Source organism: Luteimonas notoginsengisoli (genome assembly GCF_042648885.1).
GTDB classification, from domain to species: Bacteria; Pseudomonadota; Gammaproteobacteria; order Xanthomonadales; family Xanthomonadaceae; genus Luteimonas; species Luteimonas notoginsengisoli.
This window is the reverse complement of the sequence record NZ_JBHRYF010000009.1, coordinates 27,716-46,848: the sequence shown is the minus strand read 5'-3', so window position 1 is coordinate 46,848 and position 19,133 is coordinate 27,716. Positions and strand designations below refer to the sequence as shown.

19 protein-coding genes are annotated in these 19,133 nt (G+C 69.2%); 8 read left to right on the top strand and 11 right to left on the bottom strand.

The genetic code is table 11. From position 1 onward, the window contains the following. Window positions 1-102 precede the first annotated feature (102 nt). Window positions 103-1,056, bottom strand: a complete 954-nt coding sequence (trxB, locus tag ACFOM9_RS12345) for a thioredoxin-disulfide reductase (RefSeq protein WP_386711189.1) — start codon at window positions 1,054-1,056, stop codon at window positions 103-105. 247 nt (window positions 1,057-1,303) lie between these two features. Here trxB and ACFOM9_RS12340 point away from each other — a divergent pair, with 247 nt between their 5' ends. From ACFOM9_RS12340 to ACFOM9_RS12305, 8 genes are all read left to right on the top strand, one after another. Further along, window positions 1,304-2,374: an alanine dehydrogenase gene (locus tag ACFOM9_RS12340; protein WP_386711186.1), complete on the top strand. Its 1,071-nt coding sequence runs from the start codon at window positions 1,304-1,306 to the stop codon at window positions 2,372-2,374. 157 nt (window positions 2,375-2,531) lie between these two features. Continuing rightward, window positions 2,532-4,886, top strand: coding sequence for a DNA translocase FtsK (locus ACFOM9_RS12335; RefSeq protein ID WP_386711183.1), 2,355 nt, complete (start codon window positions 2,532-2,534; stop codon window positions 4,884-4,886). Between the two features lie 238 nt (window positions 4,887-5,124). After that, window positions 5,125-5,745, top strand: a complete 621-nt coding sequence (gene lolA, locus ACFOM9_RS12330; RefSeq protein ID WP_386711180.1) for an outer membrane lipoprotein chaperone LolA — start codon at window positions 5,125-5,127, stop codon at window positions 5,743-5,745. 99 nt (window positions 5,746-5,844) lie between these two features. Further along, complete coding sequence (locus ACFOM9_RS12325) at window positions 5,845-6,549, top strand: hypothetical protein (protein WP_386711177.1); 705 nt, start codon at window positions 5,845-5,847, stop codon at window positions 6,547-6,549. A gap of 249 nt (window positions 6,550-6,798) precedes the next feature. After that, window positions 6,799-8,118 (top strand): replication-associated recombination protein A, encoded by a 1,320-nt coding sequence (locus ACFOM9_RS12320; RefSeq protein WP_386711924.1) that lies wholly within the window; start codon window positions 6,799-6,801, stop codon window positions 8,116-8,118. 29 nt (window positions 8,119-8,147) lie between these two features. Continuing rightward, window positions 8,148-8,519: a hypothetical protein gene (locus ACFOM9_RS12315; RefSeq protein ID WP_386711174.1), complete on the top strand. Its 372-nt coding sequence runs from the start codon at window positions 8,148-8,150 to the stop codon at window positions 8,517-8,519. A 189-nt stretch (window positions 8,520-8,708) separates the two neighbouring features. Further along, the gene (gene crcB, locus ACFOM9_RS12310) at window positions 8,709-9,098 is read left to right on the top strand and encodes a fluoride efflux transporter CrcB (RefSeq protein WP_386711171.1); all 390 of its coding nucleotides are present in this window, start codon (window positions 8,709-8,711) and stop codon (window positions 9,096-9,098) included. A gap of 91 nt (window positions 9,099-9,189) precedes the next feature. Continuing rightward, entirely contained in the window at window positions 9,190-9,948 is a 759-nt protein-coding gene (locus tag ACFOM9_RS12305; RefSeq protein ID WP_386711168.1) for a helix-turn-helix domain-containing protein, read from the top strand. 9 nt (window positions 9,949-9,957) lie between these two features. On the opposite strand, the gene ACFOM9_RS12300 is transcribed toward ACFOM9_RS12305, so the two are convergent. Genes ACFOM9_RS12300 through ccoN form a run of 10 tightly spaced genes read right to left on the bottom strand, consistent with a single transcriptional unit; the run spans window position 9,958 to window position 18,899 of the window. After that, window positions 9,958-10,680: a sulfite exporter TauE/SafE family protein gene (locus tag ACFOM9_RS12300; RefSeq protein ID WP_386711165.1), complete on the bottom strand. Its 723-nt coding sequence runs from the start codon at window positions 10,678-10,680 to the stop codon at window positions 9,958-9,960. Next, window positions 10,670-10,879: a cbb3-type cytochrome oxidase assembly protein CcoS gene (ccoS, locus tag ACFOM9_RS12295; protein WP_386711162.1), complete on the bottom strand. Its 210-nt coding sequence runs from the start codon at window positions 10,877-10,879 to the stop codon at window positions 10,670-10,672. The genes ACFOM9_RS12300 and ccoS overlap by 11 nt, the downstream gene beginning before the upstream one ends. A 3-nt stretch (window positions 10,880-10,882) precedes the next feature. Continuing rightward, entirely contained in the window at window positions 10,883-13,309 is a 2,427-nt protein-coding gene (locus ACFOM9_RS12290; RefSeq protein WP_386711159.1) for a heavy metal translocating P-type ATPase, read from the bottom strand. Next, entirely contained in the window at window positions 13,306-13,806 is a 501-nt protein-coding gene (locus ACFOM9_RS12285; protein WP_386711156.1) for a FixH family protein, read from the bottom strand. The genes ACFOM9_RS12290 and ACFOM9_RS12285 overlap by 4 nt, the downstream gene beginning before the upstream one ends. Further along, on the bottom strand, window positions 13,806-15,353 hold the full coding sequence (locus ACFOM9_RS12280) for a 4Fe-4S dicluster domain-containing protein (protein ID WP_386711153.1): 1,548 nt from the start codon (window positions 15,351-15,353) through the stop codon (window positions 13,806-13,808). The genes ACFOM9_RS12285 and ACFOM9_RS12280 overlap by 1 nt, the downstream gene beginning before the upstream one ends. A gap of 49 nt (window positions 15,354-15,402) precedes the next feature. Then, window positions 15,403-15,654, bottom strand: a complete 252-nt coding sequence (locus ACFOM9_RS12275) for a hypothetical protein (RefSeq protein WP_386711921.1) — start codon at window positions 15,652-15,654, stop codon at window positions 15,403-15,405. Between the two features lie 41 nt (window positions 15,655-15,695). Next, a complete protein-coding gene (gene ccoP, locus ACFOM9_RS12270; protein ID WP_386711150.1) occupies window positions 15,696-16,646 on the bottom strand; it encodes a cytochrome-c oxidase, cbb3-type subunit III in 951 nt (316 codons plus the stop codon). Continuing rightward, entirely contained in the window at window positions 16,643-16,786 is a 144-nt protein-coding gene (locus tag ACFOM9_RS12265) for a CcoQ/FixQ family Cbb3-type cytochrome c oxidase assembly chaperone (protein ID WP_386711147.1), read from the bottom strand. Before ACFOM9_RS12265 ends, ccoP begins: the two co-directional genes overlap by 4 nt. Before the next feature lie 3 nt (window positions 16,787-16,789). Continuing rightward, complete coding sequence (ccoO, locus tag ACFOM9_RS12260) at window positions 16,790-17,407, bottom strand: cytochrome-c oxidase, cbb3-type subunit II (protein ID WP_386711145.1); 618 nt, start codon at window positions 17,405-17,407, stop codon at window positions 16,790-16,792. 10 nt (window positions 17,408-17,417) lie between these two features. Beyond that, window positions 17,418-18,899, bottom strand: coding sequence for a cytochrome-c oxidase, cbb3-type subunit I (ccoN, locus tag ACFOM9_RS12255; protein WP_386711918.1), 1,482 nt, complete (start codon window positions 18,897-18,899; stop codon window positions 17,418-17,420). Window positions 18,900-19,133: the final 234 nt, after the last annotated feature.

The following is a 19,133-nucleotide window of genomic DNA, read 5'->3' as shown; positions in this document are numbered from 1 at the left end:
TCGCGATGCCATCCATGGCGCAGCGCATGCCGTCCTGCCCGACCACCATGGTCGGGCGCTCGCAGCCACACGGACTGCCGACAGGGCAGTCCGTAAGCGCGGTTACTCGCCCTTGTCCAGGAACCTTTCCGCGTCCAGCGCCGCCATGCAGCCGAAGCCGGCCGAAGTGATCGCCTGCCGGTAGTGCTGGTCGGCGACGTCGCCGGCCGCGAACACGCCCTTGACCGAGGTTTCAGTGGCGCCGCCGCCCAGCCCGGAACGGATCTCGAGGTAGCCGTTGTTCATCGCCAGCTGGCCTTCGAACAACGAGGTGTTGGGCGTGTGGCCGATGGCGACGAAGAAGCCGTGCACGTCGATCTCGCGCGTACTGTCGTCGAGCACCGACTTCAGCCGCAGGCCGGTCACGCCGGCGTCGTTGCCCAGCACCTCGTCGACGACGTGGTGCCAGACCGGCACGATCTTGCCCGCTGCGATCTTCGCCTGCAGCTTGTCCTGCATGATCTTCTCGGCGCGCAGGGTGTCGCGGCGATGCACCAGGTAGACCTTGCGGGCGATGTTGGACAGGTACAGCGCCTCTTCGACGGCGGTGTTGCCGCCGCCGACCACGGCGACGTCCATGTCCTTGTAGAAGAAGCCGTCGCAGGTGGCGCAGGCGGACACGCCTCGGCCCTTGAACTTCTCCTCCGACTCCAGGCCGAGGTACTTGGCCGTCGCACCTGTGGCGATGACCAGCGCATCGGCGGTGTAGTCGCCGTTGTCGCCCTTGAGCCGGAACGGGCGCTGCGACAGGTCCGCGGTGTGAATGTGGTCGAAGATGGTTTCGGTCTCGAAGCGCTCGGCATGCGCCTGCATGCGCGCCATCAGGTCCGGGCCCATGAGCCCGTGTGCGTCGCCGGGCCAGTTGTCGACCTCGGTGGTGGTCATCAGCTGGCCGCCCATCTGCAGGCCGGTCACGACCACGGGCTTGAGGTTGGCGCGCGCGGCGTACACGGCGGCGGTCCAGCCGGCGGGACCGGAACCGAGGATCAGCAGGCGGCAGTGCTTGGAAGTGCTCATGTATACTCGCGGACGGAATGAAACGCGCCTGGAACCGGTGGAAACACACGCCCGGGCGACGTTGCGGAACCGATAGCTTGGCGACCGCAACGCCGCTTATCAAGGTGTGCCAGCAGACCTGAGCGTGCCGCATGCGTTGCATGGCCGCCACGCGAGAACGAATCCCCAAGCCCGCGCATCGCTGTGCGGGCTTTCACCATGTCGGGTCCGCGGGACCAAGCCTGCGGCCGTGAATTCGGAGAGCACCATGCGTATCGGCGTACCCAGGGAAACCAAGACACTCGAAGGCCGCGTTGCGCTGGTACCTGCCGCGGCAGGCGACCTGGTCAAGCGCGGCCACGAGGTGTGGCTCGAGAAGGATGCGGGCGTGAAATCCGGCTTCAAGGACGCCGACTACACCGCGCTGGGCGTCAACATCGCGCCCGATGCCGCCGCGCTGTACGAAAAGGGCGAGATGATCGTCAAGGTCAAGGAGCCGATCGCCGGCGACCTGCAGCACCTGCGTCGCGACCATCTGCTGTTCTGCTACCTGCACCTGGCCGCCGAGCCCGCCTTGACCAGGCACCTGCTCGACATCGGCCTGACCGGCGTGGCGTTCGAAACCGTCGAACTGCCCAACGGCGACCTGCCGCTGCTGGCGCCGATGTCGATCGTCGCCGGCAAGATCGGCGTGCAGGTCGGCACCCACCTGCTGCACCAGCCCATGGGCGGCAAGGGCAAGCTGCTCGGCGGCCTGCCGTCGACCGAGCGCGGCAAGGTCGTGGTGTTCGGCGCCGGCAAGGCGGGCGGGGCATCGGCGGCGCTGGCCGCGGCCGCGGGCGCGAACGTGACCGTGTTCGAGATGCGCCAGGACCGCATGGACGAGATGATGCGGCTGGGCAACAACGTCACCGCGCTGTATCCGTACCACGACGTGGTCGCGCGCGAAGTCGCCGCGGCCGACCTGGTCATCGGCGCGGTACTGGTCGCCGGCGCCAGGGCGCCGCACGTGCTGAGCCGCGAGATGCTCAAGGGCATGGAGGACGGCAGCGTGCTGGTCGACATCGCCATCGACCAGGGCGGCTGCTTCGAGACTTCGCGCCCGACCAACTGGAAGGAGCCGACCTACGTGGAGGAGGGCGTGACCCACTTCTGCGTGACCAACATGCCCGGCGCCGTGCCGCAGACCTCGTCGCAGGCGATCTGCGCGGCGATCCTGCCGTGGGTCAACAAGCTGGCGGCCGGCAACGAATGGCGCAACAACCCGGCGCTGGTCCGCGGCATCAACGTCGAGAGCGGCAAGCTGGTGCATCCGGCGCTCGAGGGGATGCAGCTCTAGCGGACCTGCCACGAAGCGTGGAAGCGACCATGGCCGCTTCCACCGCCCCGGGCGCATGGCTGCCACGCCAGCCCGACGAACTGCGGCAGTGGTCGCAATCGGGTAATTGTGCGTAGAATCATTCGATTGCAGGGGCTTCTTAAGGTCTGACCACACGGTGGCACGCGCGATCACGGAACGCAGCAAGCGGCAGCGCGCTGGCGCGGCGAAGGACGCTGCGAAAGCGCCGAACCCGCGTCGCCAGCGCCTTTGGCGCGACATCGCGCTGATACTGATCGCGCCGCTCCTGCTGTACCTGCTGGCCAGCCTGTTCTCGTTCTCGCCCAATGATCCCGGCTGGTCGCACTCGGGCAGCCTGACCGCGCCGCTGCACAATGTCGGTGGCCGCGTCGGCGCGTGGCTGGCGGACATCCTGCTGCACCTCACCGGCTACGTGGCCTACCTGCTGCCCATCATGCTGGGCGCGATCGCCTGGATCGCGCTGTTCGGAATGGACAGCGACGGCGACGGCGATGCCGATCTGGGCCCGGCGCTGCGCCTGGTGGGGATCGTCGGTTTCCTGGTCTCGGCCACCGGCCTGCTGTACCTGCGTTTCGGCGCAGCGGAGAACTTCTCCGGCGGCAGCGGCGGGATCCTGGGCCGGCTGGTTGGCAACTCGCTGTATGCCGGGTTCGGGCCGGTGGGCGGCAACCTGTTCCTGCTCGCCTTGCTTCTGGTCTCGGTGACCCTGGCGACGGGCCTGTCCTGGCTCGCGGTCATGGACCGCATCGGCCAGTGGGTGCTGACCCTGCCGGCGCTGTTCCGCCGCGGCAGCCAGCAGGCCGCGCAGTGGCAGGAGGCGCGGGCCTATCGCGAGGAACGCACCGAGACCCGCAAGATCGAGACCGAACTGCGCGCCAAGCGGACCCCGGTGAAGATCGAACCGCCCGCGCCGCCGCAGGTGGAAAAGAGCGATCGCGCCAAGCGCGAACAGCAGATCCCGCTGTTCCACGTCGGCGACGGTACCGGCATTCCGCCGCTGGCGCTGCTCGACGACCCCAAGCCGCAGCCCAAGGGTTACGACGAGGACACGCTGGAGACGCTGTCGCGGCAGATCGAGTTCAAGCTCAAGGATTTCCGTATCGATGCGCAGGTGGTCGGGGCCTATCCGGGCCCGGTGATCACACGCTTCGAGATCGAGCCTGCGCCGGGCATCAAGGTCAGCCAGATCAGTTCGCTCGACAAGGACATCGCGCGCGGGCTGAGCGTGAAGTCGGTGCGCGTAGTGGACGTGATCCCGGGCAAGTCGGTGATCGGCCTGGAAACGCCGAACACCCACCGCGAGATGATCTACCTCAGCGAACTGTTGCGGTCGAAGGAATACGACAAGTCCGGCAGCCCGCTGACGCTGGCGCTGGGCAAGGACATCGCCGGCCGGCCGACGGTCGCCGACCTGGCGCGCATGCCGCACCTGCTGGTCGCCGGCACCACCGGTTCGGGCAAGTCGGTCGCGGTGAACGCCATGGTGCTGAGCCTGCTGTACAAGGCGTCGGCCAAGGACGTGCGGATGCTGATGATCGACCCGAAGATGCTGGAGCTCAGCGTCTACCAGGGAATCCCGCACCTGCTGGCGCCGGTGGTCACCGACATGAAGGAGGCCGCCAACGGCCTGCGCTGGTGCGTGGCGGAGATGGAGCGCCGCTACAAGCTGATGAGCGCGGTGGGCGTGCGCAACCTGGCCGGCTTCAACAAGAAGGTCAAGGACGCGCTGGACGCCGGGCAACCGCTGCTGGATCCGCTCTTCAAGTCCAACCCGGAATCCAGCGACGTCGCGCTGCCGCTGGAACCGCTGCCGTTCATCGTCATCTTCATCGACGAGTTCGCCGACATGATGATGATCGTCGGCAAGAAGGTCGAGGAGCTCATCGCGCGCCTGGCGCAGAAGTCCCGCGCTGCCGGCATCCACCTGATCCTGGCCACGCAGCGTCCGTCGGTCGACGTGATCACCGGCCTGATCAAGGCCAACATCCCCACCCGCATCGCCTTCCAGGTGTCGAGCAAGATCGACTCGCGCACCATCCTCGACCAGTCGGGTGCCGAGACGCTGCTCGGCCACGGCGACATGCTCTACCTGCCGCCCGGCACTGCGCTGCCCGAGCGCGTGCACGGCGCCTTCGTCTCCGACGAGGAAGTGCACCGGGTGGTCGACCACCTCAAGCAGAGCGGCGGCGGCCCCGATTACATCGAGGGCGTGCTGGAGGAAGTGCAGGCCATGGGCGACGGCGTCGTGGTCGGCGCCACCGGCTTGCCGGAATCAAGCAGCAGTGGCGACGAGAGCGACCCGCTGTACGACGAGGCCGTGCGCATCGTCACCGAGACCCGTCGCGCCTCGATCTCCGGCGTCCAGCGGCGGCTGAAGATCGGCTACAACCGCGCCGCGCGGCTGGTCGAGGCGATGGAGGCCGCGGGAGTGGTCTCGCCCCCGGAGCACAACGGCGACCGCGCCGTGCTCGCGCCGCCGCCGCCCAAGTAGCCGGCACTCCTGTAGGAGCGGCTTCAGCCGCGGGCTTTTTGCTTGCGCCTTCGACGGCAGGAAGGGAGGAGAGCGCTTCTGGTCCAGTCCGAATCACACCACGCCCAGCCTTGCCGCCGTCGCAGGATGGTCAGCCCAGGAGCTCCGGCTGAATCCGATCCCGCCGGAACGAAATGTTTTCACGCGTATTCAGCCGCCTGACGGCACACTCGCCGCCAGTCCAACCGGAACCCACGCCATGCGCGCCATCCGATACCTCGCATTGTCCGCCGTGCTGCTGTCGACCGCCGCCTTCGCCGGCGCGCGCGACGACCTCAACGCGTTCACCCAGGGCCTGAAGGGCCTCGAAGGCCAGTTCACGCAGACCGTGTTCGATGCCAACGGCAAGCTCAAGGAAAGCTCCAGCGGCCGCCTCGCGCTGTCGGCACCGCGCCTGTTCCGCTGGGAATACACCAAGCCCTACGAGCAGCTGGTGATCGCCGACGGCAGCAAGGTCTGGGTCTACGATCCCGACCTGTCGCAGGCGACCGTACGCCCGCAGGGCTCCGAGGAGCAGAACTCGCCGCTGGCGACCCTGATCGACCCGGCACGTCTGGACCGCGACTTCAACGTCGTCGAACGCGGCGAGCAGGACGGGCTCGACTGGCTGGAGCTGACCCCGAAGCAGGACGAGAACGCCAGCTTCCAGCGTGCGCGGCTGGGCTTCGACGCCAACGGCCTGGCAAAGATGGAAGTCGTCGACATGCTCGGCCAGCGCACCGAAATCGGCTTCAGCAGTTGGAAGAAGAATCCGGCGTTCGCCAGGGACACGTTCCGCTATACGCCCGCCAAGGGCGTGGACGTCGTCGACGCCGGCTGACTGAACGCGGCGCGAAACCGACGGCCGCTCCAGGCGGCCGTCTCCGTTCTGGCAAGGGAAGCCGGCGCCATCGACGCGCCTGCAGCCGACGGAACCGCCATGCGCCGCTTGCCCCTGCTCCTGACCCTGACTATGACCGTGATCCTGCAGCTCTGCCCCGGCACCCTGCTGGCGGCAACGACGCAGGCGTCCAATCCCGCTCCCAAGCCCGCCGTGGTGGGTTCCGCGGTCGGTGGCACCGAGGCGATCAACGGCGCCGTGGCCGGCGTGCTGATCGCCGCACTGGGTGAACAGTTCGGTGGCCGACCCGTGTCGATCATGCTCGACCGGGTCAGCGTGCAGCCGGCCAGCATCCGCGACCGGGCCGTGAGCGGCGAGGGGCGCGCCCGCATCGACGGCGACCAGGACTGGATCGGGTTCCGCTTCAGCACGCTCTACGACGTGACCTTCAACAGCGCTGCCTATCCCGACATCACCCTGGGCGGGGTCGCCAGCGGCGAGCGCGACATTCCCAACGACACCGCGCTGGTGCGCGAGCTCGACGACCGCGTGGTCGAGCGCCTGGGCCAGGAATTCTCGGGCCAGGTCGTGCGGCTGCAGCTGGACCGCATCACTACCGTCGAAGCAGGCAGCCGCTATCTGCGCATCAACGCCAACGGCATCGCCGATTTCGGCGCCGAAGGCACCTCGCCGGCACGGATCGAAGCCCTGTACGACCGCCGCGGCAAGGCCTGGCTTCGCGTGAACTACGAGCTGGGCCCCGGCGCGGGCCTGCAGACGCTGGGGGCCCTGGCCGGGGGCTAGCGGCGGGCCCGGCCCTGCGGGGCTCCAACTCCTGCATACTGGCCTTGGCCAACACCGGAAGCGCACGCGGCTTGGCCGCTGTCCAAGCTTGCACTGACGGACCATCCCGGCCGCTTCGACACCGAATTGCTATCGTGTGCCGGCCCCCATCCCCGCACCGATTCCTTGGCCCGCAAGACCGCCCGACCCGATCCCGCCTCCGATCTGCTGCACGTCGATCGCGACGAGCTGCGCCCGCTGGCCGAGCGCATGCGGCCGCGCACGCTCGACGAAATGGTCGGCCAGCGCCGCCTGCTGGCGCCGGGCTCCGCGCTGCGGCGCTCGGTCGAATCCGGCCGCGTGCACTCGATGGTGCTTTGGGGCCCACCGGGCTGCGGCAAGACCACGCTGGCGCTGCTGCTGGCGAAGTATGCCGACGCGGAGTTCAAGGCGATTTCCGCCGTGCTTTCGGGACTGCCGGAGGTCCGCCAGGTGCTGGCCGAGGCGGCGCACCGCTTCGGCGAGGGCCGGCGCACGGTGCTGTTCGTCGACGAGGTCCACCGCTTCAACAAGACCCAGCAGGATGCGTTCCTGCCGCACATCGAGCGCGGCACGATCGTGTTCGTCGGCGCCACCACCGAAAACCCGTCGTTCGAACTGAACTCCGCGCTGCTCTCGCGCTGCCGCGTGCACGTGATGGAGGCCGTATCGGCCGACGACATCCGCGCCGCGCTGCACAGCGCACTGGACGACCCGGAACGCGGACTTGGCGGGCGCGGCCTGGTCATCGGCGAAGACCAGCTGCGCCTGATCGCCAGCGCCGCCGATGGCGACGTACGCCGCGGCCTGACCCTGCTGGAAATCGCCGCCGAACTCGCAGGCGAAGCCGATGAAGGACCCGGCGCCGAAGGGCATGGTGAGGAGTCGCGGGGCGGAACCATCACCGACGCCATCCTCGAGCAGGTGCTGGCCGACCGCACCCGTCGCTTCGACAAGGGCGGGGAGCAGTTCTACGACCAGATCTCGGCGCTGCACAAATCGGTGCGCAGCTCCAACCCCGATGCGGCCCTGTACTGGCTGGCGCGCATGTTCGACGGTGGCTGCGATCCGAGCTACCTCGCCAGGCGCCTGACCAGGATGGCGGTGGAAGACGTCGGCCTTGCCGATCCGCGCGCGCTGGCGATGGCGATCGAGGCCTGGGACACGTACGACCGCCTGGGCAGTCCCGAGGGCGACCTGGCGCTGGCCCAGCTGGTGATTTACCTCGCCACCACCGCGAAGTCGAACGCGGGCTACGTCGCCTTCGGCGCGGCGAAGCGCGACGTGCGCGAACACGGCACCCAGGAAGTGCCGATGCACCTGCGCAACGCACCGACCAGATTGATGAAGCAACTCGGCTGGTCGAAGGGCTACCAGTATGACCACGACGCCGAGGGCGGCGTGGCGCTGGACCAGACCGGCTTCCCGGACGCGATGGGCGAGCGCGTGTACTATGAGCCCGTCGAGCGCGGGCTGGAGATCAAACTGAAGGAGAAGCTCGATCGCCTGCGCTCGGCCCGCGCGGAGGCGAGGCGTGCGGACGAGGCCTGATTGCAGGCAGTGACGGATCCGGAGGTCCCATGAATCACGACCAGCAGTTGTGGCGCCTGGAAACGCAGTTCTGGCTTGCCGGCGCCGACTTTTACGAGCGCACGCTGTGTGCGGATGCGTGGATGGTGTTCCCGCCGCCGGCAGGTGTCCTGGATCGGGCGGCGACGCTCGAGTCCGTGCGCGGCGCCCGCTGGCGCACTGTCTCGATCGATGCTCGGCACCTCGAAATGCCCGACTCGAACGTGGCGGTGCTTGCGTACGTGGCCCGGGCGGAGCGGGGCGAGGCCGAATCGGCGTACGTCGCGCAGTGCAGCTCCACGTACGTCCTGGGAGCCGATGGCTGGCGGCTGGCGTTGCACCATCAGACGCCGCTGGGCGAGGATGGCGACCCGCGCACGTGAGCCGCCAGGTCTCCCGGCGCGGGCAGCGATCGCGAGCTTTGCCCGAGACCCGGGTTGGATGCCATTTCGTCCCGTTCCGTGCGGAAGCGGAAATTGTCTTTTGCGCGAACGGCTGCGATTTGCGTTGACCCAGGAGTCCTGCGGGACCTTGGCCGATCGTCGACTTCCCTTTCGTCTCCGGAGACACGCATGCTGCCTTCCCTGCTCGCAATCGGAGGCGGTGCCGCGATCGGCGCGTGGCTGCGCTGGGGCCTCGGGCTCTGGCTCAACCCGCACCACGCGATGCTGCCGCTGGGCACGCTGGCGGCCAACCTGGTCGGCGGCTACGGCGTGGGGCTGGCGCTGGGCTGGTTCGCGCAGGCGCCCGGGCTGTCGCCGGAATGGCGGCTGTTCGTCATGACCGGGCTGCTGGGTGGACTGACCACGTTCTCCTCGTTCTCGGCCGAAACCGTGCAGATGCTGCTGCGCCAGCAATACGCGTGGGCGGGGACGACGGTGGCGCTGCACGTGCTGGGCTCGTTCTCGATGACGGTGCTGGGCCTGGCCACGCTGCGTGCCCTGCGCGCAGCGGCTGCCTGACCGCTTCGGGGAGCGCAGCGGGCGCCTGGCCGCGATGCCGCGGCCAAGGCGGCCCCGACGAGGGTTCACGGGCGCAAGGCTAGAATGGGCCATGGCCGACCCGACGCCCATCGACCTCGCCAGCCTGCGCCGCAGCTGCGGCCACTGCTCCCTGCGCCAGCTGTGCCTGCCCGCGGACATCGGCATGGCCGACCTTGCGCGCCTGGACGAGGTGGTGCGACGCAAGCGTCCGCTGCGGCGCGACGAGCGGCTGTTCCACCACGGCGACGCGCTGTCGTCGATCTACGTCGCGCGCAACGGGGCATTCAAGACCGTCAGCCTCAGCGAGGCGGGCGACGAGCGCGTGATCGGGTTCCACCTGCCGGGCGAGTTGATGGGGCTGGACGCCCTGGCCGGAGGCGAGCACCGCTGCGAAGCGGTCGCGCTGGATCCCGCAGAGGTCTGCGAGGTGCCGGTCGACGATCTCGCCGCGGTCGCCGCGCAGCTGCCCGGTCTGCAACGGCAACTCATGCGCGTGATCGGACAGAGCATCGCCCGCGACCAGGACCACGCCGAGATGCTGGCGCGACGGCACGCCAACGAGCGCATCGCGCTGTTTCTGCACGGCCTGGGCGAGCGTCTGACACACATTGGCCAGTCGTCGCTGCAGTTTCGGCTGGCGATGAGCCGGGAGGACATCGCCAGCTATCTGGGCCTTGCGATCGAAACCGTCAGCCGCGGCTTCACCCGGCTGCAGGACGACCGGGTGATCGCGGTGTCCGGCCGCCAGGTGGAAGTGCTCGACCCGGCCGAACTGCTCCGGCTGGCCCATGGCGGCGAACCGCCGCAGGAGCAGCGGCGCCAGGCCTGACGCCGGCGCTCAGCGCGGCGCCGGCGTGCAGCCCAGCGCCGCCAGCGCGTCGTGCAGCGCAGGCACGTGCATCAGCCAGGGCGCTGCGATCGTCAGCAGCCCGGCGGCGAGGATCAACAGCGCGGCGGCGATCCGCCAGGGGCCTTGCTGCAGCCACAGCTTCATGCGCACGCCAGACCACGTCAGCGGCAGCATCACCGGCAGCGTGCCGAGGCCGAACGCCGCCATCGTCAGTGCGCCGTTGCGCGCATCGGCCTGCAGCCAGGCGGCGGCCAGCACGGTGGTGCTCAGCCCGCACGGCAGCCAGCCCCACAGCACGCCGAGCGCGATCCGTTTTGCGTGACTGTTGGCGGGCAGCAGTCCGACCTGCAGCGGCCTCAGCCAGCGCCACATCGCGCCCTTGCCGCCGAGGAACGCCAGGCGCCCGCGCGTGTCGAGCAGGCGAAGTGCGGCGACGACAAGCACCAGGCCGACCGCGACGCGCAGGCCCACGGACAGCCAGGGCGACCGCGCCAGCGCGACGATGCCGCCGCCGATGCCGCCAGCCACCGCGCCGGCGATGACGTAGCCGAGCACGCGACCCAGGTTGGGTTCGACCACGTAGCGCAGGTCGCCACGCGGTCCCATCGACGGAAACGAGGTCGCGATGCCGCCACACATCGCCGCGCAGTGCAGGCCGCCGGTCAGGCCGCTGAGCAGCGCTGCGAGCAGCACGGGCCAGTCAATCGGCATCGTTCGGCCCGGGGGCTTGTTCCGGGGCTTTCCGCTGGTCCTGCGCCGGGGCGGGCGGCGGCGGATCGTCGCGCAGGATGTCGAGCGCGGCGGTGTCGAGATCGTCGTACTGCCCGCCGCGCACCGACCACACGAATGCCCACACCGCCACGCCGAGCAGCAGCAGGCTGATGGGAATCAGGAACAGCAGGATGGCCATCGGTCAGTCCGCCGCGGAAGGAACAGCCGGGATCATCGCAGCTGCCGGCGCAGCCGGCCGTCGCTGCCGTGGCGCAAGCCGCAACGCATTGATCGTCACCGTCAGCGAGGACGCCGCCATGCCGAGCGCGGCCAGCCAGGGCGTCACGAGGCCCGCGGCCGCCAGCGGCAGCGCCAGCAGGTTGTAGCCCAGCGCCCACGCCAGATTCTGGCGGATGATGCGGCGCGTGCGTCGCGCCAACGCAGCCGATTCGGCAACCCGCATCAGCGATGGGTGCGTGACCACGAGGTCGGCGGCGCGCTGCGCCAAGGCCGCGCCGTCCGCGACGGCGAGCGACACGTCGGCGCCGGCGAGCACCGGCGCGTCGTTGAGCCCGTCGCCGACCATCGCCACGCGACGGCCTTGGGCCTGCAGCGCGCGGACGAACGCCAGCTTCTGTTCCGGTGCCTGGCGTGCATGCACGTCGGTGATGCCCAGTGCCCGGCCGAAGCGCGCCACCGCGTCCGCCGAGTCGCCGCTCGACAGGTGGATGCGAAGCCCCAGTCCACGCAGCGCCGCGATCGCCTCGCCGGCTTCTGGCCGGGCTGCCTCGTGCACGCCGAAACGCGCCACGCCGCGCTGGCCGTCGCCGAGCCACAGGTCGCCGTCATCGTCGCCACCGCGCGCGAATCCGGCATGCCCGAGGCGCCAGGCAACGCCTTCGACGAGGCCTTCGATGCCGGCGCCGGGCACCGCGCGTACGCCGCTGGCCTGCGGCGCGCCTTCGATATCGGCGAACGCGTGCGCCAGCGGGTGGCCGCTGTCGCGCTCCAGCGCCGCGGCGATGCGCAGCGCCGCCTGGGGGTCGAATCCGTCGAGCGTGGCCAAGGTCGCGCGGCGCGGGCGCCCGTCGCTGAGGGTGCCGGTCTTGTCGAATACCACGTCGGTGACATCGGCCAGGGTTTCCAGCGCGTCCGGCCGCAACGCCAGCACGCCGATCCGTGCCAGCGCGCCGTGGGCCACCGCCAGTGCGGCCGGGATCGACATCGACAGCGCGCAGGGACAGCTGATCACCAGCAGCGCCAGCGTCACCTCGAGCGCGCGCGACGGATCGTGCAAACGCCAGCCGAGCCAGACCAGCAGCGCCGCCAGCAGCAGCGCCAGCACGAACCAGCCCGCGATACGGTCGGCCAGGCGCGCCAGCGGCGGCCGGTGCTCCTGGGCGTGTTCAACCAGCCGGGCCAGCTGCGACAGCCGCGTGTCGGCGCCGACCCCGCGCACGTGCACCCGCGCCGGATGCTCGCGACAGACCGTGCCGGCATACACGTCGGCGCCGGCGCGCTTGCGCACGGGCGTGGATTCACCGGTGAGCAGCGCCTCCTCGAAGCAGGCTTCATCATCGAGCAGGCGGCCGTCGGCGGGCAGGGCGTCGCCCGCGGCGACCCGGACCACGTCGCCGACGCGCAGCGCCGCTACCGGCACCGCCTCGCGGCTGCCGTCGGCCAGTTCGCGCATGGCGATCACCGGCCGTGCCCGCGCCAGCGCGTCGACCTGCGCGCTGGCGATGTTGCGGGCGCGCTGCTCCAGCATCCGCGCCGCGAGCAGGAAGAACACGAACATCACCGCGGCGTCGAACCACACGTGCGTGCCGCCGCGCAGGGTCTCGATGAAGCTCGCGCCCCAAGCGAGCAGGGTGGCGCTGGCGACCAGCGTATCCATGCCCAGCCGCCGGCCGCGCAGTTCGCGCAGCATGCCGGCGATGAACGGCCAGCCGGCCCAGAACACCACCGGCGTGGACACCAGCAGCGTCACCCAGCGGAAGAAGTCGCGGGTGGCGATCGGCATCTCGTTGTTGAAATCCAGGTACAGCGCCTCGGCGAACATCATCGCCTGCATGGTCCCGAGCCCGGCAAGCCCCAGCCGCAGCAGCCTGCGGTTGCGTTCGGCGCGGCGCGCCTGCTCGCGCGCCTCGCCGCCGCTCAGGTACGGCCGGTAGCCGAGCGCGGCGACACGCTGCAGCAGCGTCGACAACGCCACCTGCGCAGGATTCCAGGCGATGCGGATGCGGCCGGTGATCGCGTTGGCGCTGGTGTCCAGCACGCCTGCTTCGCGACGCAGGGCGCGGTCGATCAGCCACGCGCACGCGGCGCAGCGCATGCCGTCGGTGAGCACGGTGACCTCGCGCCCGCCTTCGACCGCGCGCACGTACTCGTGCAGCAGGTCGTCGCGGTCCCAGGTCGAGAAGTCCACCGGCTCGACGCCAACCTGTCCGGCCGGCGCGCTGCGCAGCGTGTAGTAATCGCCCAGGTCGGCATCACGGATCCACTGCGCCGCGCCCGCGCAGCCGTCGCAGCAGAACGCCTGCGGCGCTGCGTCGATGGTGGCGATGGCGGGGCGCAGCGGGAGCGGTTCGCCACAGTGGAAGCAGGCGTCGTCGGACTGCGCGTTCACTGCTTTTCCAGCGCGGGCCCCAGGTGTGCGGCATGCTGCTCGCGGGGCAGGCGCCCGCGCAGGCGCCAGCTGCCTGCCGCGTCGCCGAGCTGCAGGTTCCAGTCGTGGCCGGCTTCGAGCGCGTGCGCCGCGTGCCAGCCCAGCTTGTCGGGCTGCAGTTCGAGGATCCGATCGGCGTCCTCGCTGTAGGGATGGAGCAGCGTCAGCCGCAGCGGCTGGTCGCGCTGGAATCCATCGCCGACCGGGAACACGCGCAGCATGCCTTCCTCCGACTGCAGCACAGCGCCGAGCTTGAGCTGGGCGGCGCGTTCGTCGGGGCCCAGGTCCGTGACCTGGATCTGGCCGGTGCGCTGCACCTTGTCGGCGACCGAGTCGATGCTGCCGCCGCGCGACGACAGTACCACCAGCCAGATGCTCGCGATCACCGCCGCAAGCGGCAGGGCGATCACGACCCAGACCATCGGCTCGCGCAGGGGATGGCGCTGCTGGTCGTTCATCACAGTGGCCCGAAGAAGGTGCTGTCGACGGTTTCGCTGGCCGAACCATCTTCGCTGCGCACGGTGAAGACCACGTCCTGTCGTCCCTTGACCGACGCGGGCGCGGTGAGCACCAGCGGCAGCGACAGCACTTCCTCGGCTTCGGCGCGGATCGGCTGGTCCAGCTGGCGCAGCGCGACGCCGGGCGTCTTCGACGCCACTTCCACGCGGAACGCGCGCGCCTCGCCGGCCTTGTTCACCAGCTTGAGCGTGTAGCCGTTCTCGATGCTGCCGTCGGCGGCGCTGCGGTAGAGCGCGTTGCGGTCGCGCAGCACGTCGACGATCAGGCTGCTGCGGGTGGTCACGCCCCAGGCCCAGGCGCCCACCAGCGCCACCAGCAGCACGGTGTAGACCAGGATGCGCGGGCGCGCGACGCGGGTCTGCCCGCCGTCGATGGCGTTCTGCGTGGTGTATCGGATCAGCCCGCGCGCGTAGCCCATCTTGTCCATGACGTCGTTGCAGGCGTCGACGCAGGCGCCACAGGCGATGCACTCGTACTGCAGGCCATTGCGGATGTCGATGCCCGTGGGGCAGACCTGCACGCAGATCGTGCAGTCGATGCAGTCGCCCAGTTCCTCTGGCACGAACTTCGGCAACGGCTTGGCCTCGGCGTTCGCCTCGCCGAGCATGATCGTGCCCGCCGCCTGCAGCCGGTTGTCGGCCGCGCTGGGGTGCCGCGCCGCACGGAAGACGTAGTCGTAGGCGGTAGCCACGTCGAGCAGTCCGCGGCCGCGCGCGAACACGTCCCTGAGCGTGCGCTTGCGCGGTCCGCGCGGTTCGCCGCGCATCGGATCGTAGGCGATGATCAGGGTGTCGCGGTCGAACATCGCGCCCTGGAAGCGCGCGTAGGGGCACATGTACTTACACACCTGCTCCCGCAGGAAGCCGGCGTTGCCCCAGGTGGCCAGCGCGTAGAACAGCACCCAGAAGATTTCCCAGCCGTTCCAGTCGAACGGCCACAGCCGGGCGCCGAGGCTGGTGATGGGGGTGAAGAAGCCGACGAAGGTGAAACCGGTCCACAGCGCGAACACCAGCCACAAAGTGTGCTTGGCGCCCTTGCGCATCAACTTCTCGCGCGTCCACGGGCCCGCGTCGAGCTTCATCCGCCTGGCGCGATCGCCCTCGGTCCAGCGCTCCATCCACAGGAACACCTCGGTCCACACCGTCTGCGGGCAGGCGTAGCCGCACCAGACGCGGCCGAGCAGGGCGGTGGCGAAGAACAGCACCAGCGCCAGGATGATCAGCAGCATCGCCAGGAAGGTGAAATCCTGCGGCCAGAAGGTCAGCGCGAAGACGTGGAACTTGCGCGCCGGCAGGTCGAACAGCACTGCCTGATGGCCATCCCAGCGCAGCCACGGGAACACGTAATACATCCCCAGCAGCCAGAACACCGCGGCCACGCGCAGGCGGTTGAGCGTGCCGGCCACGTCGCGCGGATAGACCTTGCGCTCGCTGGCGTACGCCGACCCGCCTTCGTCGAGCAGGTCCAGTTCGATTCTCTTGCTCATCACCCCAACTCGTTCATGCAGATCACGTGCGACATCACTTGTGCGGGCATCACTTGTGCGGGATGGGCCGGTTGAAGCGGCTGGCCGGCCGCAGCAGGATCCAGGTGAACAGGCTCGCCGAAGCGGTCGCGATCCAGAACATGAAGAAGCCGATGCTGTAGCCGACCCCGCGGGTCATCGGCATCGTCGGAAAGGTCATGTCGCGCAGCGCGAGCGGGTCGACGAAGGCGAAGAACACCATCGTCGCCACGCCCGCGGAAAAAAAGCTGGGCCACAGGATCGCGCCGACCCGCTGCGCCATCGGGCGGGGCGGGTGGTCGAACTTCGGCTCGGTGAAATCGGTCACTGGCGGCCTGTCTCCTTCGCGGCAGGCGGGGCTGTCGCGCTGCCGGCGGGATGCGACAGCGACCATACATAGGCTGCCGCCAGCCGCGACCGGGTTTCGCCCAGCATGTCACGCCAGGCCGGCATCACGCCGTGGCGGCCACGGGCGATAGATTCGCCGATCTGCGCGGTGCTGTCGCCGTACAGCCAGTAGTCGTCGGTCAGGTCCGGCGCGCCCAGCGCCTGGTTGCCCTTGCCCTCGACGCCGTGGCAGGCGACGCACACGCCCGTGTACAGGCGCTGGCCCTGGACCGCCAGGTAGTCCTGGCTGCGTTCGGGATCCGACAGCGAACGCACGTAGCTCACCACCGACACCACCGCGCTGTCGCCGCCCATGCCGGTGAGCACCGTGCCCCATTCGGGCATGACGCCCTCGCGGCCATCGAGCACCGTGGTGAGGATCTGCTCGGGCGAACCGCCCCAGTGCCAGATGTCGTCGCGCAGGTTGGGGAAGCCGATCGCGCCCTGGGCCGACGAGCCATGGCAGGTCGCGCAGTTGTTGTTGAAGATCGCCTGGCCGAGCTTGACCGCAGCCGGGTCCTGCGCGATGGCGTCGATCGGCTGGCCCTTGTAGGGCGCGAAGGTTTCATCCAGGCGCGCGTCATCGGCCGCCTTGGCCAGTGCGTGCTCGCCGGCCGAGCTCCACTTGCCGTAGCCGTCGTAGCCGCCGAGACCGCCATACCAGAAGATGTAGACCACCGAGAACGCGAGCAGCAGGAAGAAGCCGTTGATCCACCAGCGCGGCATCGGCTTGTTGTATTCGGTGATGTCGCCGTCCCAGAAGTGGCTGGTGTCCTCCGGCTTCGGGTCGCCGGGGCGGCGCTTGGACGTCCACCACAGCAGCCACACGCAGCCCAGCAGGTTCAGCGCCACCAGCGCGATGACGTACCACGACCAGCCGGCGCTCACGGGCGATCCTCCCGGACGTCTTCATCGATGGCCAGCCGGGCGGCGGCGTCGAAGTCCGCCTTGCGGCGCGGGCTCCACGCCCAGCCCCAGCCCAGCAGGAACAGCAGCAGCAGGAGCGAAGTCACGATTCCGGACAGCATGGTTCACTCCCCCCGCGGCGCGTGTTTGCCGAGCGCCTGCAGGTAGGCGACCACGGCATCGAGTTCGGTCTTGTCGGCGACATCGGCGGCCGCGGCGGCCACCTGTGCGTCGGTGTACGGGTCGCCCAGGCGCTGCAACGCGCGCATGTGCGCGGTGACCTCGGCACCGTCGAGGGTGTTCTTCGCCAGCCACGGGAACGACGGCATGTTGGACTCGGGCACCACGTCGCGCGGGTTGATCAGGTGCACGCGGTGCCAGTCGTCCGAATAGCGGCCGCCGACGCGCGCCAGGTCCGGCCCGGTGCGCTTGGAACCCCACTGGAATGGCCGGTCGTAAACCGACTCCCCGGCCAGCGAGTAGTGGCCATAGCGCTCGGTCTCGAAGCGCAGCGTGCGGATCATCTGCGAGTGGCAGTTGTAGCAGCCTTCGCGCACATACACGTCGCGGCCGGCGAGCTGCAGGGCGGGGTAGGGCTCGACGCCCGGCAGGGGCTTGATCGCCTCGGCCTGGTACATCAGCGGCACGATCTCCGCCAGGCCGCCGAGCGACAGCGCCACCGTGATCAGCACCGCCATCAGGCCGATGTTCTTTTCGACTTTCTCGTGTCCGTGGTTGCTCATCGGATTGTCCTCAGGCCCGCGCTTCGGCCGCGTCGGGCGGCAGCACCGGGTTCGGCGCCGGCGCCCTGGCCAGCTGCACGGTCTTGTACATGTTCCACGCCATCAGGCACATGCCGGCCAGCACCAGCAGCCCGCCGAACAGGCGTCCCAGGTAGTAGGGGTAGGTGGCGTTGAGCGACTCGACGAAGCTGTAGGTCAGCGTGCCGTCGGGGTTGGTCGCGCGCCACATCAGGCCCTGGGTCACGCCGGCGATCCACATCGAGGCGATGTAGAACACCACGCCCAGGGTGTGCATCCAGAAGTGCGCGTCGATCCACTTGATCGAGTACATCTCCTTCAGGCCCTGCAGGCGCGGCAGCAGCGAGTAGACCGAGCCGATCGAGATCATCGCCACCCAGCCCAGGGTGCCGGCGTGGACGTGGCCCACGGTCCAGTCGGTGTAGTGCGACAGCGAGTTGACCGTCTTGATCGAGAGCATTGGGCCCTCGAAGGTGGCGATCATGTAGAAGCTGATCGCGACGATCAGGAACTTCAGGATCGGATCGGTGCGCAGCTTGTACCAGACGCCCGACAGCGTGAGGATGCCGTTCATCGCGCCGCCCCAGCTCGGCGCCAGCAGGATCAGCGAGAACACCATGCCCACCGACTGCGCCCAGTCCGGCAGCGCGGTGTAGTGCAGGTGGTGCGGACCGGCCCACATGTAGACCGAGATCAGCGCCCAGAAGTGCACGATCGACAGGCGGTATGAATAGATCGGCCGCCCGGCCTGCTTGGGCACGAAGTAATACATCATCGCGAGGTAGCCGGTGGTCAGCAGGAACGCCACCGCGTTGTGGCCGTACCACCACTGCGCCATCGCATCGACCGCGCCGCTGTAGATCGGGTACGACTTGGTCAGGCTGGCCGGAAGCGCCAGGTTGTTGACGATGTGCAGCATGCCGACGGCAATGATGTAGGCGCCGTAGAACCAGTTCGCCACGTAGATGTGCTTGACCCGGCGCTTGGCGATCGTGCCGAAGAACAGCACGCCGTAGGCGATCCAGACGATCGCGATCAGGATGTCGATCGGCCATTCCAGCTCGGCGTATTCCTTGCCCTGGGTCATGCCCAGCGGCAAGGTGATCGCCGCGGCCACGATGACCGTTTGCCAGCCCCAGAACACGAACGCCGCCAGCTTGTCGGAGATCAGCCGCACGTGGCAGGTGCGCTGGACCACGTACAGCGAGGTGGCGAACAGCACCGAGCCGCCGAAGGCGAAGATCACCGCGTTGGTGTGCAGCGGACGCAGGCGGCCGTAGCTCAGCCACGGGATGTCGAAGTTCAGGGCCGGCCAGTACAGCTGCGCCGAGATCAGCACGCCCACGGCCATGCCGACGATGCCCCACAGGATCGTCGCGGCGACGAACTGGCGCACGACCTTGTCGCTGTAGGTGCCACCCGGGGGCTCGGCACGCAGAATCTGGGCCGGCGCGCCTCCCGGCGCGGGCTGCATCGCTTCAGTGCTCATAAAAATACCTTTGTTTCAGCCCGCGCATTGTCCCAGAACCCGGACAGATGTCGACTTGATTCAAATCAATCGCTCCGCCCGCGCCATGGGGCAGGCCCGTGGGAGCGGCTTCAGCCGCGAGGCCTACTCCCTCCCCCTGCGACGGCAGGGGAGACCTGGGGAGGGGTGTCTCCAGGATCAATCGCAACCGTGGACAGCCCTCCCAGCATCCCCCTGCCG

What these genes read in the sequence shown, in the direction of transcription:
- ccoO (WP_386711145.1), bottom strand. Translation starts at nt 17,407, where the DNA reads ATGAGCAACCACGGACACGAGAAAGTCGAAAAGAACATCGGCCTGATG.
- ACFOM9_RS12320 (WP_386711924.1), top strand. Translation starts at nt 6,799, where the DNA reads ATGCGGCCGCGCACGCTCGACGAAATGGTCGGCCAGCGCCGCCTGCTG.
- ACFOM9_RS12265 (WP_386711147.1), bottom strand. Translation starts at nt 16,786, where the DNA reads ATGCTGTCCGGAATCGTGACTTCGCTCCTGCTGCTGCTGTTCCTGCTG.
- ccoS (WP_386711162.1), bottom strand. Translation starts at nt 10,879, where the DNA reads ATGGCCATCCTGCTGTTCCTGATTCCCATCAGCCTGCTGCTGCTCGGC.
- ACFOM9_RS12285 (WP_386711156.1), bottom strand. Translation starts at nt 13,806, where the DNA reads ATGAACGACCAGCAGCGCCATCCCCTGCGCGAGCCGATGGTCTGGGTC.
- ccoN (WP_386711918.1), bottom strand. Translation starts at nt 18,899, where the DNA reads ATGCAGCCCGCGCCGGGAGGCGCGCCGGCCCAGATTCTGCGTGCCGAG.
- ACFOM9_RS12325 (WP_386711177.1), top strand. Translation starts at nt 5,845, where the DNA reads ATGCGCCGCTTGCCCCTGCTCCTGACCCTGACTATGACCGTGATCCTG.
- ACFOM9_RS12315 (WP_386711174.1), top strand. Translation starts at nt 8,148, where the DNA reads ATGAATCACGACCAGCAGTTGTGGCGCCTGGAAACGCAGTTCTGGCTT.
- ACFOM9_RS12280 (WP_386711153.1), bottom strand. Translation starts at nt 15,353, where the DNA reads ATGAGCAAGAGAATCGAACTGGACCTGCTCGACGAAGGCGGGTCGGCG.
- lolA (WP_386711180.1), top strand. Translation starts at nt 5,125, where the DNA reads ATGCGCGCCATCCGATACCTCGCATTGTCCGCCGTGCTGCTGTCGACC.
- trxB (WP_386711189.1), bottom strand. Translation starts at nt 1,056, where the DNA reads ATGAGCACTTCCAAGCACTGCCGCCTGCTGATCCTCGGTTCCGGTCCC.
- ACFOM9_RS12300 (WP_386711165.1), bottom strand. Translation starts at nt 10,680, where the DNA reads ATGCCGATTGACTGGCCCGTGCTGCTCGCAGCGCTGCTCAGCGGCCTG.
- crcB (WP_386711171.1), top strand. Translation starts at nt 8,709, where the DNA reads ATGCTGCCTTCCCTGCTCGCAATCGGAGGCGGTGCCGCGATCGGCGCG.
- ACFOM9_RS12340 (WP_386711186.1), top strand. Translation starts at nt 1,304, where the DNA reads ATGCGTATCGGCGTACCCAGGGAAACCAAGACACTCGAAGGCCGCGTT.
- ACFOM9_RS12275 (WP_386711921.1), bottom strand. Translation starts at nt 15,654, where the DNA reads ATGGCGCAGCGGGTCGGCGCGATCCTGTGGCCCAGCTTTTTTTCCGCG.
- ACFOM9_RS12305 (WP_386711168.1), top strand. Translation starts at nt 9,190, where the DNA reads ATGGCCGACCCGACGCCCATCGACCTCGCCAGCCTGCGCCGCAGCTGC.